Below are 16,436 nucleotides of genomic sequence, written 5' to 3'. Positions count from 1 at the left end.
GCTATTCGTGGGCGTGTCGATTAGTCAGTTAGTGGGATGACTAATTGCCCCGGCTTCACTTCTAAACCTTTTGCCAGTTTTTTCGCCATGGCTTCCGCTTGACTCTTTTCGCCATCCAGCACATACGCGGGTTGCTGATCAAAATAAGATTTCAGCGACTGATTCAAATAGGGCGTCAGCGCTTTCATCACTGAGTCCATTTTCTCTGGTTTAACCGTATAGTCAGTTAACTCCATATCTTTCAGGAAGATAGCGCCTTTTTCGCGATCAAATGTTGGCTGTGCTTTTAAGGTTAATGTCATATCCGCAGTTTGCGGGCCAAGAATTGACGAAATATCTACTTTGGCATTGCCTGTTAATGTGACTTTGCCGGGTTCAGCACGGCCAATCTGACTTTGCAATTGTGTCAAGGTGATATGTGCATCAACCAGCCCTGGAATACCAATCTGTTTTTCATAGTTATTATGTTTTTGCAGATAATCATTAACTTCTTGTTCGCTCAGTGTGTACTGGGTCAGTTGGTTGCAGCCGACCAGTGTTGCAGTCACTACCAGCGCCGCCGCGCCCCACATTAATTTATTCATTAAAGCCTCGTAACAATATGTGCAACAACATTAAACAAAATGAATTTGCCTAATAGTAACCGGTTAATTTGCTGTTTTGTATTATTTACCGCATTTGTTCAACAGCGGTTGGGGTTAGGGAATAGTGTGGCAGAGTTTACTTATTGCCAATCAGATAACCCTGAATCCAATATTGGGTGGGCAAGAGGAAGACTCGCCGGATAAGGCCGCTCCGGCGAGTGACGGGCTAGCTACCACTCAACATGGCAGATTCAATACGGCGCTGATTGAATTGCCAGTACAGCCCAATAAGTGTCATTAAACCAATAACGCCGAGCAAGAACCAGGGTAATTCCGGCATTTCCAATGTTCGGCCGGTATCATACATCCAACCTCCGCCGGTATAGCCTAATGCTCCACCCAGCGCCAGCCCAAGGCGGCTAAAGCCCATATAGCTGCCACGTGCTCGTGAGTCGGCCAATGAAGCCCCCAGCGTTTCCCGTGCAGGCTCGGCAATAATGGAGCCTATATAGAAGAAGCAAATAAACATAAACAAGGTTTGCAGATGGGTAATCAGGCCAACAGGGAATAAACTCAACGTCATTATCAGTAAGCCGAACATTAAACGCTGTTCAAGGCGAAAACGTTTTTCACTCCAACGTGCAATTGGGTACAGCAATGTCAGTGAGATCGCCGCTTCAATGGCATACATCCATTTGACGGCGGCAGGTGAACCGGCAATTTCATTGACCACGATCGGCAGCATTAGCATGACTTGCACCGACAGCATGTAATAACCGGTCAATGTGAGTACATAGGTGACAAAACGGCGGTCACGCAGCACCCGCATTAAGCCTTCTTTCATTGGCGCGCGCACTGTCGATATTCGATAAGCCGGTAGCAGCCAGAGGTTCCAGCCGGCGGCCAATATAAAGATAAACGCACCTGTCCAGCAGACAAAATGGAAATCATATTGCAGTAGCCAGCTCCCTATCAGCGCGCCGATAACCGCGCCAGCGCTGTCTTGCATCATCAACAGGGAGTAGAAACGACCACGCTCATGAGGGCGGGTTAACTTGATAACTAAAGCGGTACGCGGAGGATCAAATAGGGTTCCCCCCAAACCAGAGAGTGCGCAGGCCAACAACAATATCCAGGGTTCATCTGCCATCGCCATAAATGCGAAGCCCGCAGCGCGCATCAACATGCCGGTGACTATCATGGGCTTAGCACCAAAACGGTCAGCGATAGCACCACCGAAGATCCCTAGCCCTTGCTGAACCAACTGCCTTAATCCCAAAGCCAGGCCAACCAGCACCGCAGCCCAACCCAATTGATCGACAAATCGGATAGAAATAAGGGGGAAAACGACGAAGAAGCCCAATACAACTAATAAGTTATCAAGCAATAAAAAGTACTTACCCAAGCTCCGAGCTTGCGATACCAAGGCCATGCTTCACCGTTAGAAATCAAAAAAGAGGAAATAGAAAATACGTTTATACCCTAAATAATTCGAGTTGCAGGAAAGCGGCCAACGCACATGCAGCTTGAAGTATGACGGGTATATAGTTTGTACCCAAATTGTCAGAAACGATAGGGGCTAGATTGATAATATTTTTTTATCGTCAATACGTTACCTCATAGACAATTTCATAATAAAATGCTTTTTTGGCTCTTTAGTTGCGTAATTTTGTTGTATTTATGGGAGTAAAGAGCGCAGCCGCAATTTTACCTGGCAGCCAGACAACAGGTATATTGAATAAAAAAATCGCGGCTAAGTTAAGTACGGCGCATAGCCCAAGGGGAGCAGATGTTCGGCTATCATTCAGCAACACCTAAAATATGCCTTACAACAGACCGTATGTCATTACGGCTGGTTAATGAGCGTGATGCTTATCGCATGGCGGAATATTACGCCGAAAATCAGGCGTTTCTCAAACCATGGGAGCCGGTGCGCGATCAAAGTCACTGCATGCCTTCAGGGTGGCAGGCGAGGCTAGGAATGATTATGGAGCTGCAAAAACAGGGCAGCGCTTACTATTTTATTTTGTTAGATCCAGAAGAAAAAGAAGTCCGTGGGGTGGCGAATTTTAGCAATGTGCTGCGGGGTTCTTTTCATGCCTGTTTTCTCGGTTATTCATTAGGTGAGCGCTGGCAGGGCCAGGGGCTGATGTTTGAAGCTCTGCAACCCTTGATTCGTTATATGCAGCGGCAAGAGCGAATGCACCGTATTATGGCTAACTATATGCCGCATAATTATCGCAGTGGTAATTTGCTTGAACGCCTTGGATTTGAACGCGAAGGCTACGCCAAAGATTATTTACTGATTGACGGTCAATGGCGCGATCATGTGCTGACGGCTTTGACTAACCAAGAATGGACGCCAACTCGCTGAGGTCAGGATGAAACACAGTTTAAATACACAGGAAGCCAGAGTCATTGGCTGTTTGCTGGAGAAACAAGTGACAACGCCGGAGCAATATCCGATGTCACTTAATGGCGTGACAATTGCCTGTAATCAGAAAACCAATCGCGAACCGGTGATGGAGTTATCTGAATCAGAAGTGCAACAAACGCTCGATTTCTTGTTAAAAAAACACCTTATCCGCACTCAAAGTGGCAATCGGGTGATGAAGTATGAGCACCGTTTTTGCAACTCTGAATTTGGCAATCTCAAATTCTCTCCTGCCGAGTTTGCTGTCATTACCACACTATTATTGCGCGGCGCACAGACCCCTGGGGAATTGCGTACTCGCACCAGCCGCCTGTATGAGTTCGCGGATGTCGCTGAAACAGAACAGGTTCTCACTCAGTTGTCCTTACGCGAGGATGGGCCATTTGTGGTGCGATTGGCTCGTGAGCCGGGGAAACGAGAAAGCCGTTTTATGCATCTATTCAGTGGTGACATTGCGCCAACCATCTCGGCAGAAGAAAGTGCGCCAGAGGGAGATAGTGCCCTAGAAGCCCGAGTCACTCAGCTTGAGCAGCAGGTCATTGCGCTGACTCGCCGCTTAGACGAAGTGTTGATACAGCTGGACGATTAATTGAATAAGGATGCTATGAAACAGCTCAGTGTTGATAAAAAACTGCGTGTTGGCATGGTGGGTCTTGGCGGTATAGCGCAGAAAGCCTATTTACCCATATTGACTCAAGCGCAAGACTGGCAATTAGTAGGGGCGTTTTCTCCTAATCAAATAAAAGCACAACCGGTGTGTGACAGCTATCGCATGAGGTATTTCTCTCGGCTGGATACATTAGCCGCTGAATGTGATGCCATCTTTGTTCACAGCAGTACCGCCAGCCATTTTCAGGTGGTGAGTGAGCTATTACAGGCCGGTATTCATGTTTATGTCGACAAGCCCTTGGCCGAAACAGTGGAGCAATCTGAACAATTGATAGCGCTGGCGGCAAAGCAAAAACTGGCGCTAATGGTGGGCTTTAATCGCCGTTTCGCACCATTGTATCAGCAACTTAAGCAGCAAATGACTCACCCGGCGTCCCTGCGTATGGAGAAGCACCGGCAGAACAGTATCGGGCCAAAGGATGCCCGTTTTACTTTGCTTGATGATTATCTGCATGTCGTGGATAGCGCGCTGTGGCTTGGTGGCGATGCAGCAAAACTTATCACTGGCAGGGTGCAAACCAATGCACTGGGGCAGATGCTATATGCTGAGCACCATTTTCAGGCCGGGCAGTGCCTGATAACCACCAGTATGCACCGCCATGCAGGAACTCAGCGCGAAAGTGTGCAAGTCGTCAGCCCAGGCGCCTGCTATCAGATTACTGACATGCGCCAGTGGCAGCAGGAGTCCGAGGGGCAAGTGATTAACTTACCCGCGCCTGGTTGGCAAACGACGTTGGAGCAAAGAGGGTTTAGCGGTGCTGTTCATCACTTTATTACCGCGGTCAGTAACCAAACAGCGCCACAAGTCTCAGGCGAAGAGGCCATCCTCGCGCAACGAATGATAGAAATTCTGTTACAACAGCAGGTAGCGGAATAATCTGCCAGTGCTGGTACACTCCCAAGTTCATCTCAATCTGGATGAACTCTACATTGGGTAGAAGCCGCGCCTGCTGATAGCAGGCGTTGATATTTATGGCTTATTTTAAAAAACAGATCGGAAAACAGATCAGAAAAACCTATGAATCTATTGAAATCACTGGCAGCCGTCAGTTCTATGACCATGTTTTCCCGTGTATTGGGTTTTGCTCGTGATGCGATTGTCGCGCGGGTTTTTGGCGCAGGTATGGCAACTGACGCCTTTTTTGTGGCCTTTAAATTGCCAAATTTATTACGACGCATCTTCGCTGAAGGGGCATTTTCACAGGCTTTTGTACCGATTTTGGCAGAATATAAAAGCCAGCAAGGTGAGGAAGCAACGCGGACATTCGTGGCGTATGTCTCCGGCTTATTAACGCTGATTTTGGCGGTGGTCACGGTATTGGGGATGCTGGCCGCACCTTGGGTCATTTTTATTACTGCGCCCGGGTTCACCGATACACCAGACAAATTTGCGTTAACTTCGGCACTATTGCGGGTGACTTTCCCTTATATCTTGCTGATTTCGTTGGCGTCTCTGGTGGGGGCAATCCTTAATACCTGGAACCGTTTCTCTATCCCGGCCTTTGCTCCGACCTTCCTGAACATCAGCATGATAGGTTTTGCACTCTTCGCCGCACCTTATTTTAATCCACCGGTCATGGCGCTGGCTTGGGCGGTGGTGGTCGGTGGGGTATTGCAATTGGGTTATCAATTGCCTCACCTGAAAAAAATAGGGATGCTGGTGTTACCGCGGTTGTCATTGCGTGATGCCGGTGTTTGGCGGGTGATGCGCCAAATGGGGCCCGCGATCCTCGGGGTGTCAGTGAGCCAGATATCTTTGATTATCAACACTATTTTTGCGTCATTCCTGGTCTCAGGTTCGGTGTCATGGATGTATTATGCTGACCGCTTAATGGAATTCCCATCGGGTGTGCTGGGTGTGGCTTTGGGCACTATCTTATTGCCTTCACTGGCCAAATGTTTCTCCAGTGGTAACCATGATGAATACTCTAAATTGATGGATTGGGGCCTGCGACTCTGTTTCTTGCTGGCCTTGCCCAGTGCTGTGGCCTTGGGCATTCTAGCTAAACCTCTGGTTGTTTCATTATTCCAATACGGGAAATTCAGCGCTTTCGATGCACTGATGACACAACGTGCGCTGGTGGCTTATTCCGTCGGCTTAATGGGACTCATTGTGGTGAAAGTGCTGGCTCCCGGTTTTTACTCACGTCAGAACATTAAAACCCCGGTTAAAATTGCTATTATTACACTGATATTAACCCAAGTTATGAACCTGATTTTCATCGGGCCACTTAAACATGCCGGTTTATCACTGTCGATTGGTTTGGGGGCTTGTCTGAATGCCAGCTTGTTATATTGGCAATTGCGTAAGCAGCAAATTTTCCACCCGCAACCGGGTTGGGCGGTGTTTCTGACTAAGTTAGTGATTGGTGTGGTGGTGATGTCCGTGGTGTTGCTGGGATTATTATGGGTGATGCCTGCCTGGGATGTTGGCGGCATGGCTTACCGCCTGCTACGGCTTTCTGCTGTTGTGATTGCGGGGGTGATTGCCTACTTTGCAGCACTCGCGTTACTGGGCTTTAAATTGCGCGATTTCGCCCGCAGAACAAACTGATTCTTTAGTAACACAAAAGGCACCTTTTGGGTGCCTCAGACTGCTGACAAACCTCGAAGACTCGATCTCAGGTGGTGAGGACGGGCAGAAGAGTAAAGCGTCCGCGCCAGGGATGGCGCGGCTCGAGCCTACAAGGATGTATTTACGGCGTCTTTACGATCTGCCTGTTTTCACCGCTGCGGGCACTTTGTCAATAACCTCAGGCACCTTTTGGGTGCCTCAGACATTATTGAAGCAATAACAAATTACATCCGTTCAACAGTTTGAATACCTAAGGTATCCAGACCTTGCTTCAGGGTTTTTGCGGTTAACATAGCCAATTTTAGCCGGCTCTGGCGGCTCTCTTCACTTTCAGCATTCAGGATCTGGCAATGCTCATAGAAGCTGGAGAACAAACCGGCCAGGTCATACAGATAAGAGCACATCACATGCGGCGTCCCTTCACGAGCGACAGTGGTGATAACCTCTTCAAACTGCAACAAACGGGTCGCCAGCACGGCTTCGCGGTCTTCTGTAATCACTAACGGCAAGGTCAGACTGCTTTCATCAATACCGGCACGTTTAAACACTGAAACCACTCGGGTATAAGCATATTGCATGTAAGGCGCGGTATTACCATCCAATGCCAGCATGTTATCCCAGTCGAAAATATAGTCTGTGGTGCGGCTTTTGGACAAATCTGCATATTTCACGGCACCAATGCCGACGGCATCAACCACCTGTTTGAGTTCGTCCGCGGGCATATCCGGGTTTTTCTCGGCAATCAGTTTACCCGCGCGCTCGATAGCTTCATCCAGTAAATCAGAGAGTTTCACCGTGCCGCCGGAGCGGGTTTTAAATGGTTTACCATCTTTGCCCAGCATCATGCCAAACATATGGTGCTCTAGTGGTACAGACTCTGGCACATAACCGGCTTTGCGCACGATAGCCCAGGCCTGCATCAGATGTTGGTGCTGACGGCTATCGATGTAATACAATACGCGGTCTGCGCCCAATGTTTCATAACGGTATTTGGCACAGGCGATGTCGGTGGTGGTGTAGAGGTAGCCGCCATCCTTTTTCTGGATAATGACGCCCATAGGCTCGCCATCTTTGTTTTTGTATTCATCCAGATACACAACAGTTGCGCCATCACTTTCCACTGCCAGCCCTTTGGCTTTCAGATCAGCCACGATACCCGGCAACATCGCGTTATACAGGCTTTCACCCATCACATCGTTTTTGGTCAATGTGACATTCAGGCGGTCATAAGCAATTTGGTTTTGCGCCATGGTGATATCCACCAATTTACGCCACATCTGACGGCAATATTCGTCACCGCTTTGCAGTTTCACCACATAAGCGCGGGCGCGTTTTGCAAAATTTTCGTCTTCATCATAGGTTTTTTTGGCTTGCTGATAGAAAAGCTCCAAATCCGATAACCCCATGTCACTGGCATTCTCGTTTTGCATTTTTTCCAGATAAGCAATCAGCATACCAAACTGGGTGCCCCAGTCGCCGACGTGGTTGGCGCGAATAACACGGTGGCCTAAGAACTCTAAAGTCCGCGCCGCTGCATCACCGATGATGGTCGAACGCAGGTGGCCGACGTGCATCTGCTTGGCCACATTAGGCGCGGAGTAGTCAATCACGATAGTTTGGGGTTCAACCGGCTGCACGCCCAATTTCGGTGCTTTCAGTGCCTCTTCAACTTTGCTGGCGACCCATTGCCTGTCAAGGAAAATATTGATAAAACCGGGGCCAGCAATTTCAACTTTGCTGGCAATGCCGTCAAGGCTGAGCTGCTCAATGACTTTTTCTGCCAGTTGTCGGGGTTGCATGCCAAGTTTTTTGGCAACGGCCATGACGCCATTAGCTTGATAATCGCCAAATTGCACTTTAGCAGATTGGCGAACCTGAGGTTCGCTCCCTGCTGGAGCACCTGCTGCAATCAGCGCCTGGCTGACTTTATCTGAGAGAAGAGCCTGAATATTCACCGGGTTACCTTAATTACGCACAAAAGAATCTCTGTATCAGTTCATTCAAACACAGCCAGGATCTTTGACGATAAAATGGCTGGTGACGGGAAAACTGACAGAGTGAAGTCACAATATGGCAAGATTTATACCATATTTGGCTATCGACGTCAGGTGGTTGCGACCAATCTCGCAGGCAAATAAACCAACTGGCGATTTTATTAGCAACGACCGTGGCGGTGCCACAAACCCGCTAGATTAATTATGGCTGATTAGCAGTAATAACTGTAGATTATGTCCGCTTAAATACGCGGAATAACAGTTTGACCGGAGAATAAATGAGCAGCCTGGAAAGTATCGTTGAATTATCGGACTTATTAACCGACTTGCCGCGCTTTGAACAAAAGCTGGTTATTTTCGCGGCTAAATTAAATCTGGATTTGACACAATTTAGCGCTGACCATATTTCATTGCGTTGTCATCAAACAGAAACGGCACAGCGCTGGCGTCGTGGTTTACAACAATGTGGCCATTTGATGTCCGAGACACCAATTAATGGCCGGCCAATTTGCTTGTTCGATTTAACCCAACCTTTGACTGTTGGGCCATGGAAAATAGATTGTGTCGAATTACCCTATCCGGGGAAAACGCATTATCCACATGAAGGATGGGAGCATGTTGAACTGGTTCTGTCTGGAGACTCACAAACCTTGATGCAGCGCGCCCGTGCCTTATTACCGGCCACCTTGCCAGAGGGAGTGACTATCAAGTTTAGCTCTCCACAAGGGGAGCATGAGCGGTTAGCCAATCCGACATTGGCGGTGAGTGATGGCGAAGTAACCATTAAGTTTCACCCCTATACTTTGCGGCAAATTATAGATAGTGAGCGCAATGGCTAACGTATATGGGTTATTTATTTCAATACCGACTATCACTTATGGTTATCACTGTGACTGACATCTACTCGTAGAGTCAAAATGAGTGCCATAGTGAATGCTTCAGCCTGCTTGATTAAATTTTGTTTTAGCTTGAGATCATTATTCGGCATTTTATTTATTCAACAGTGGAATTATTAAATTATCACTTATATGCCCGGAAATAATTAGGGTATGACTGCCGCAGTGGCATCCGTCAAACGGGGGAAGAGAATGACTACATTGGAAATATGTTGCTATAGCGTCGATTGCGCACAGATAGCAGAAAAGGCAGGAGCCGACCGGATTGAATTATGCTGCGGTCAGTCCGAGGGCGGGTTAACGCCGAGTATCGGTGCATTAATGCAGGCCAGAGAGAAGATTACCATTCCGGTGCATCCGATTGTCCGCCCACGCGGTGGCGATTTTTGCTACAACGACAATGATTTTGCCATCATTAAGAATGATATTGCCCGCATTCGTGATATGGGTTTTGCCGGTGTGGTGGTGGGCATTCTGGATGTTGACGGCCACATTGATTTGCCGCGGATGCGGGAAATTATGTCCATCAGTGGCTCATTGGCCGTCACTTTCCATCGTGCATTTGATATGTGTCAGAACCCAATGATTGCCTTGCAGCAATTGGCGGATCTGAATGTGGCGCGGATTTTAACCTCAGGCCAGCAGCAGAATGCTGAGCTGGGGTTGGCATTATTGTCAAATTTGGTCCTGGCTACGCAGAATCAAGGGCCGATTATCATGGCCGGAGCCGGTGTTCGCACCGCCAACATACAAAAATTTATTGATATTGGCATCCGCGAACTGCACAGTTCTGCTGGTCGAACGGTGCCCTCAACCATGAAATACCGCAAAGCGGGCGTCACCATGTGCGCAGACAGTGATGTTGATGAATTTGCTCATTATTGTGTAGATGGTGAAGTGGTCAAAGACATGAAAAATTTGTTGGAGATGATGAGCGCGCCGTTGTCTCAACCGGCTTAGTTTTTTATGTACCTAAAGTAATGAAGTTGTCAGTGCCCCGGCCAATCAGACCGGGGTTTTTTATGGCTTACGGGCGATTAAGACCGCTCTGAGTGGGGCCGGGTAACCTTCGACGGTTTTAGTGGGATCATTGGGGTCGAGGAATTCAGCTAATGACTCGCTGGTCATCCAATCTGTGCGGCGCTGTTCATCGGTGGTGGTCACGGCCATATCGGCGATTCTGACATCGACAAAACCGCATTTTTCCAACCAGGCTTTTAGGGCCGAGGCCGACGGGATAAAGTACACATTCCGCATCTGAGCATAACGATCACCGGGCACCAATACTTGTTGGCTATCACCTTCGACCACTAAAGTCTCAAGCAGCAGCTCCCCCTCACTGACCAACTGATTTTTGAGCTGATAAAGATGGTCTAGCGGCGAGCGGCGATGATACAGCACACCCATGGAAAATACGGTATCAAAGGCCGCCAATTCCGGCAGTTGTTCAATACCCAGCGGCAGCACATGGGCACGTTGATCGCCGCCCAGCAATTTGCGAATGGCTTCAAACTGGCATAAAAACAGCTGCATTGGGTCGATACCCACGGCCAAATGAGCACCTTCGCCAATCATGCGCCATAAGTGATATCCACTACCGCACCCGACATCCAGAATAGTGCGGCCCGCCAGTGGGCTAATGTGCGGCAATACCCGCTGCCATTTCCAGTCGGAGCGCCATTCGGTGTCAATATCTAATCCATACAATGAGAATGGGCCTTTGCGCCAAGGCATCAGCGCGCGCAACATATTTTCCATTCCCTCGCGCTGGCCCGCAGAAATGGGTGGCGACATTTCTGCTCGCACACCCTCGCGCAAATCCAGTGAGGTCGGGGTGAGCTGCGGCAAGTGCTCAACGGCGTTAAACCAGGTTTTAAACTTACCGTGTAATGATTCGCGCTGCCAGGCACTGAGCTGGGCGGGCAGGGTGTCTAACCATGGGCTTAGCGGGCCTTTGGCAATCAGCCGGTAAAAATCGCCAAATTCAATCATTGAGCCTCTCCCGCTTTCAGGGCAATTAATGAACCAAAATTAAAACATTGGAACCAGACTTCAGCGTGTTCGAAACCGGCCTGATGCAGGCGGTTTTTATGGGTTTCAACTGAATCCGTCAGCATGACATGCTCCAGCATGCTGCGTTTTTGGCTAATTTCCAGTTCACTGTAACCATTCGCGCGTTTAAAATCGTGATGCATGTTGAACAATAAGTCGCCAATATCGTTATCTTCAAAGTTGAATTTCTCAGACAGCACCAAGGCGCCGCCTGGACGTAACCCTTGATACACCTGATTAAGCAGCCGCTGGCGATCTGCAGGCTCAAGGAATTGCAGAGTAAAGTTAAGGACCACCATTGAGGCATTTTCGAGCTGAATATCCAAAATATCGGATTCCACCACTTCCACCGGTGTTTCGGCGCGGAAAGCATCGATATGACGGCGGCAACGCTCGACCATCGCCGGTGAGTTATCCACCGCAATAATTTTGCAGCCTTCAGCTTTAATATTACGGCGCATTGACAGTGTAGCCGCTCCCAGCGAGCAGCCGAGGTCGTAAATTTGGCTATTGGGCTGCACAAAACGCTCCGCCAACATACCTATCATTGAGATGATGTTGGAATAGCCAGGCACCGATCGGCTTATCATATCAGGGAAGACTTCAGCGACCTTTTCGTCGAAAGTCCAGTCACCTAACTGGGCGATAGGGGCAGCAAACAGGCTATCACGCTGTGGCGCTGCTGGCCCAGACTGATGCTGCTGCACATCGTTTAAAGATTGAGTGTCGCGTTTTGGCATGACTGTCATTAGCAATTAAGTAAGGAATGAAAGGAACAAGAAATTTAAGGCGCATATTATCACAGAAAACAGAACAGATGAGCGCGATAAAGCGCGTGTGAATAGCAGATAGCTGAGGGCGGGCATGAAGGCGGCAGTTAGCCGCCCGAATAAACAAGGTTCCGGCCATCTGGCTGTCGGAACCGATAAGGCAACACCAACGTGTTTATTAGGTCAGGCTGAAAATCTGGTCCCAAGGCAAATAATAAATATTCGCAATAATCATCAAAATCAAAGAAACATAGGTGGCACTCATCCCAGAGCGACGCCAGCGAATTTCGCGATGGCGTAAACCATAATAATGTAGCAGGCGGCCAACTATCAGCATTAATCCACAGATATGAAGCATCCATGTTTCAGCGCCGTTCATTTCCATCATAATGAGTAAAATGACAGCAATAGGAATGTATTCTACGGCGTTGCCATGTACGCGGATGGCGGTTTGTAATTCATAAAACCCACCATCGCCGTAAGCGACTCGGTACTGATGTCTCAATTTAACCACATCAAATGAAAGCTTGATCAATAACAGTGCGCCCAACACGACATAAAGCGAGCTAACCATTTTCAACTCCATTGCCCAACATAGACTGGCTCAATGATGATAACCGCCTGGTGGGCTACTGTCGCTAGAAAAATGGCGGGAATCACATTTCTTGATACTCGGTTTAGTGTTGGGAAAGATGAGCTTGCGAAACAAAGAGAGACATTGCTTGCTGATGGTGATGCATTCGGCTGAAAAATGTACAAGCAGGCCTAAAACAGAGTGTCTTGCTCTGGCCAGTCAGGAGCAGGGGGTAAGGTGGTAATGACGGTGGCTAATTGTTGCCAAATCTTTTGCGCCTGCTGGGGGGAGTCACTGTTATCTGGTGTATGAATGAAAACATAGGGTTGATATTGCTGTTCCCACAGCGGCAGTTTTTGTAGCCAAGGCGCAAATAGTGCTAAATTATCATCTAACTGATCGCCACCGATAAAGCGTACCAAGGGTTGATGGCCGGTGACGATAGCATGTACCGGCAAGCGTGGTTTCTTGCTTTGTGCATCCCGAACGGCTTCTGTGTGGGGTTTGGCTGCATGAATCGGGCGGCTATCGAGCATCACTCGGTTGACTGCTCGCTGGTGTAAACCTTGATTGAGTGCGCGCTCTGCATCCCCTTTGGCAAAAAATTCTGGGTGGCGAACTTCCACGCCATAATGGAAACCTGCGGGTAATTTATCGAGAAATTGCCATAAACGATTGAGCTCGTTTGGCCCGAATGCCGCGGGTAACTGCAACCATAATTGGCCAATACGGTCATGCAGGGGAGAAAGGCATTGGTAAAAAGCCTGTAGCTCTTTATCGCAATCGCGCAGAGCCGCCTGATGGCTGATTGTTGCAGGGAATTTAAAACAAAAATGGAAGTTTTCGTGTGTCATATCGCGCCAGCGCTGCACTATCTCCAGCCGTGGCAATGCATAAAAAGTAGTGTTCCCTTCAACACAGTTAAAGTAGCGGCTGTAATCTGCCAAATCCTTGATACCCAGCCGGTTCCAGGTCGGGTGTTGCCATTGCGGCAGTCCAATATACATCTTTTACCCTTCTTACTTGGCGCTACAGCGTTGTTAGCTGCATTCACGCACCCGAATCACTGACTTGTGTCAGTTCATCGGGATTTATTCATTTGCTGCCTAGCTGTAACACCAATTAATTTGGGTAAACCTTCTTAAATTTTAGTCAATCCTTCTTACTTGATACTACAAGTGCGGTTAGCCCAAATTTAGCCTTATGCACCCAGCGCGGCAAGAATTTCCGTGCTGCTGCGTACGCGGGAGATGCGCGGGAAGATTTTTTCAACCGCGAACTGCTGCATTTCGGTGCTGGCGGTACTGCAACCATCTTCTGCAATGACTAACTCATAACCGTGTTCCCAAGCGGCACGGGCGGTGGATTCGACGCCAATATTGGTGGCAATTCCCGCCAGCACGATGGTTTTTATCCCACGGCGGCGCAGTTGTAAATCTAAATCGGTGCCGTAAAACGCGCCCCATTGATGTTTTATCACTTTAATATCGCTATCTGTGACCGCGAGTTCCTCAGGAAAAGTCCACCACGACTCAGGTAAACCACCGACCGGGCTTGGGCTTGGCTGGTCGACCGGTTGTTTCAGTGCTTCAGCAAATGAATCTGACCAACCAACGCGCACGAAGACTACCGGTGCACCGAGCTGGCGAAATCGTGCTGCCAGGTGAGCATTGGTCTCGATAACCTGTTCGGCACTGTAAGGGCCTTTGGCGTAGGGTAAGATCCCCTGCTGTAAATCAATCAATACCAGCGCGGTGGTTTTTGCATCAAGTTTCATGGTGTTATACCTCGATATCATTTGGGGAAGTTTCGGATGACAGACTTAATCTGCTGACCAGTTTATGCCAACATATGTTATCGGGTAGCCCTTGTGAGGGGATAATTTTGTTAAATGATGTGTGAAAACAGCATTGAAAGCGTTTTTGTCGTGCCAGAGCGGTAGGTTCGCTCTTATCTACGCCATGAATTTCCTTTATAATGACTCACTTTTTTCAACACTTTTTAATCCAGAATACCTAAGAAAACAGCCGCACGGACAGTACATAACGCGTGCGGCATCGGCTGAGTAAAAGGATATCGTATGCGTACTGAGTATTGCGGGCAGTTGAATCTGTCTCATGTAGGCCAAGAAGTGACACTTTGTGGTTGGGTTAACCGTCGTCGTGATCTCGGTGGCCTGATTTTTATTGATATGCGCGACCGTGAAGGCATTGTTCAGGTATTCTTCGATCCCGATCATAAAGCCGCTTACGAACAAGCTTCTGAACTGCGTAATGAGTTCTGTATCCAGATTACCGGTACCGTGCGCGCGCGTCCTGACAGCCAAATCAATAAAGATATGTCTACCGGCGAAGTAGAAATTTTCGCTAATACACTGAATATTATTAACCGTTCTGAGCCGTTGCCGCTGGATTCTAATCAGACCAACAGTGAAGAGCAGCGCCTGAAATATCGCTATCTGGATTTGCGTCGCCCTGAGATGGCCGACCGCCTGAAAACCCGCGCAAAAATCACCAGTTTTGTTCGCCGTTTTATGGACAGCCATGGTTTCCTGGATATTGAAACCCCGATGCTGACCAAAGCAACGCCGGAAGGCGCTCGTGATTATTTAGTGCCAAGCCGCGTACATAAAGGCAAATTTTATGCATTGCCACAGTCACCACAGCTGTTCAAACAACTGCTGATGATGTCTGGTTTTGACCGCTATTATCAGATTGTAAAATGTTTCCGCGATGAAGATTTACGTGCTGACCGTCAGCCAGAATTTACCCAGATAGATGTTGAAACCTCTTTCATGACCGCCGATCAAGTGCGTGAAGTGATGGAGAAACTGGTGCGCGAATTGTGGCAGGAAACCAAAGGTGTGGATCTGGGTGATTTCCCGGTGATGACCTTTGCTGAAGCTATGCGCCGCTACGGTTCTGATAAACCAGACTTGCGTAATCCAATGGAATTAGTGGATGTCGCAGATCTGGTGAAAGAGGTTGAATTTAAAGTCTTCTCTGGCCCAGCCAATGATGCCAAAGGGCGTGTTGCTGCATTGCGTGTGCCGGGTGGCGCACAGATAACGCGTAAGCAAATTGATGAATACGGTCAGTTTGTCAGCATCTATGGCGCGAAAGGTTTGGCATGGTTAAAAGTCAATGACCGCGCGGCGGGCGTTGAGGGCGTACAAAGCCCCATCGCAAAATTCCTCAGTGCAGACGTGTTGGAAGCTATTTTGACCCGCACTCAAGCTGAAAGCGGCGATATTTTATTCTTCGGGGCTGATAGCTATAAAATTGTAACTGATGCCATGGGGGCATTGCGCCTGAAAGTGGGTCGCGATTTGGCGTTGACCAGGTTGGGTACATGGGCACCGCTGTGGGTGGTGGACTTCCCCATGTTTGAAGATGACAGCGAAGGTGGCCTGACCGCAATGCACCATCCGTTCACTGCGCCGAAAGACATGAGCCCTGAACAGCTAGCCGCGGCACCGACTACCGCCATCGCTAATGCTTACGATATGGTCATCAATGGTTACGAAGTTGGCGGTGGTTCTGTGCGCATCCACCGCACTGAAATGCAGCAGCAAGTGTTTGGTATTCTGGGTATCAATGAGCACGAACAGCGCGAGAAGTTTGGCTTCCTGCTGGATGCATTGAAATACGGTACACCGCCACATGCGGGTCTGGCTTTTGGTCTGGATCGCCTGGTTATGCTGTTGACCGGCACTGATAATATTCGCGATGTTATTGCCTTCCCGAAAACCACGGCGGCAGCTTGTCTGATGACTGACGCGCCAAGCTTTGCTAATCCTGCGTCACTGCAAGAGCTGTCTATCAGCGTTGTGGCGAAGAAAGGAGCAACGGATAGCGCGGAAGAAGAGAATCAGTAATGAATTATATA

The 16,436-nt window shown here is 48.6% G+C and carries 15 protein-coding genes; 7 read left to right on the top strand and 8 right to left on the bottom strand.

All coding sequences use genetic code 11. The annotated features are described in order from the left end of the window. Positions 1–20: 20 nt before the first annotated feature. Both FTA91_RS17040 and mdtH read right to left on the bottom strand, forming a co-directional pair. Positions 21–584 carry a lipoprotein gene (locus tag FTA91_RS17040; RefSeq protein WP_050113487.1) on the bottom strand — a complete coding sequence of 188 codons (564 nt, stop codon included), beginning with the start codon at positions 582–584 and terminating at the stop codon, positions 21–23. A gap of 226 nt (positions 585–810) precedes the next feature. Further along, positions 811–2,016 carry a multidrug efflux MFS transporter MdtH gene (gene mdtH / locus FTA91_RS17035; RefSeq protein ID WP_038633413.1) on the bottom strand — a complete coding sequence of 402 codons (1,206 nt, stop codon included), beginning with the start codon at positions 2,014–2,016 and terminating at the stop codon, positions 811–813. A 357-nt stretch (positions 2,017–2,373) separates the two neighbouring features. Between mdtH and rimJ the strand changes: the two genes are divergently transcribed. The 4 genes from rimJ (at position 2,374) to murJ (ending at position 6,241) form a co-directional block, all read left to right on the top strand. Then, positions 2,374–2,958 (top strand): ribosomal protein S5-alanine N-acetyltransferase, encoded by a 585-nt coding sequence (gene rimJ / locus FTA91_RS17030; protein WP_145583661.1) that lies wholly within the window; start codon positions 2,374–2,376, stop codon positions 2,956–2,958. A gap of 7 nt (positions 2,959–2,965) precedes the next feature. Beyond that, positions 2,966–3,607, top strand: coding sequence for a YceH family protein (locus tag FTA91_RS20175; RefSeq protein ID WP_050113489.1), 642 nt, complete (start codon positions 2,966–2,968; stop codon positions 3,605–3,607). 15 nt (positions 3,608–3,622) lie between these two features. Continuing rightward, complete coding sequence (locus tag FTA91_RS20170; RefSeq protein ID WP_145535649.1) at positions 3,623–4,564, top strand: Gfo/Idh/MocA family protein; 942 nt, start codon at positions 3,623–3,625, stop codon at positions 4,562–4,564. Between the two features lie 141 nt (positions 4,565–4,705). Continuing rightward, positions 4,706–6,241, top strand: a complete 1,536-nt coding sequence (gene murJ, locus FTA91_RS17020) for a murein biosynthesis integral membrane protein MurJ (protein WP_050113491.1) — start codon at positions 4,706–4,708, stop codon at positions 6,239–6,241. 245 nt (positions 6,242–6,486) lie between these two features. On the opposite strand, the gene argS is transcribed toward murJ, so the two are convergent. Next, the gene (gene argS / locus FTA91_RS17015) at positions 6,487–8,217 is read right to left on the bottom strand and encodes an arginine--tRNA ligase (RefSeq protein ID WP_050113492.1); all 1,731 of its coding nucleotides are present in this window, start codon (positions 8,215–8,217) and stop codon (positions 6,487–6,489) included. Between the two features lie 317 nt (positions 8,218–8,534). On the opposite strand from argS, the gene FTA91_RS17010 reads away from it, so the two are divergent. After that, a complete protein-coding gene (locus FTA91_RS17010) occupies positions 8,535–9,095 on the top strand; it encodes a VOC family protein (RefSeq protein WP_145535651.1) in 561 nt (186 codons plus the stop codon). A gap of 249 nt (positions 9,096–9,344) precedes the next feature. Continuing rightward, entirely contained in the window at positions 9,345–10,112 is a 768-nt protein-coding gene (gene cutC, locus FTA91_RS17005; protein WP_050113494.1) for a copper homeostasis protein CutC, read from the top strand. A 60-nt stretch (positions 10,113–10,172) separates the two neighbouring features. Here the strand turns inward: cutC and cmoB are convergent, their stop codons facing one another. From cmoB to FTA91_RS16980, 5 genes are all read right to left on the bottom strand, one after another. Next, the gene (cmoB, locus tag FTA91_RS17000) at positions 10,173–11,144 is read right to left on the bottom strand and encodes a tRNA 5-methoxyuridine(34)/uridine 5-oxyacetic acid(34) synthase CmoB (protein WP_145535652.1); all 972 of its coding nucleotides are present in this window, start codon (positions 11,142–11,144) and stop codon (positions 10,173–10,175) included. Further along, positions 11,141–11,944, bottom strand: coding sequence for a carboxy-S-adenosyl-L-methionine synthase CmoA (cmoA, locus tag FTA91_RS16995; RefSeq protein WP_145535653.1), 804 nt, complete (start codon positions 11,942–11,944; stop codon positions 11,141–11,143). The genes cmoB and cmoA overlap by 4 nt, the downstream gene beginning before the upstream one ends. Positions 11,945–12,152: 208 nt before the next feature. Next, the gene (locus tag FTA91_RS16990) at positions 12,153–12,548 is read right to left on the bottom strand and encodes an MAPEG family protein (protein WP_038633388.1); all 396 of its coding nucleotides are present in this window, start codon (positions 12,546–12,548) and stop codon (positions 12,153–12,155) included. A 191-nt stretch (positions 12,549–12,739) separates the two neighbouring features. Next, entirely contained in the window at positions 12,740–13,555 is an 816-nt protein-coding gene (locus tag FTA91_RS16985; RefSeq protein ID WP_050113497.1) for a DUF72 domain-containing protein, read from the bottom strand. Positions 13,556–13,749: 194 nt separating this feature from the next. After that, complete coding sequence (locus tag FTA91_RS16980; RefSeq protein WP_050113498.1) at positions 13,750–14,325, bottom strand: hydrolase; 576 nt, start codon at positions 14,323–14,325, stop codon at positions 13,750–13,752. A gap of 303 nt (positions 14,326–14,628) precedes the next feature. Here FTA91_RS16980 and aspS point away from each other — a divergent pair, with 303 nt between their 5' ends. Next, positions 14,629–16,425, top strand: coding sequence for an aspartate--tRNA ligase (aspS, locus tag FTA91_RS16975; protein ID WP_050113499.1), 1,797 nt, complete (start codon positions 14,629–14,631; stop codon positions 16,423–16,425). Positions 16,426–16,436 lie beyond the last annotated feature (11 nt).

This window comes from Yersinia thracica, assembly GCF_902170565.1.
In the GTDB taxonomy this organism is placed as follows: Bacteria; Pseudomonadota; Gammaproteobacteria; order Enterobacterales; family Enterobacteriaceae; genus Yersinia; species Yersinia thracica.
Note: the sequence above shows the minus strand (reverse complement) of the source record. Positions and strands in the feature narration are given on the sequence as shown.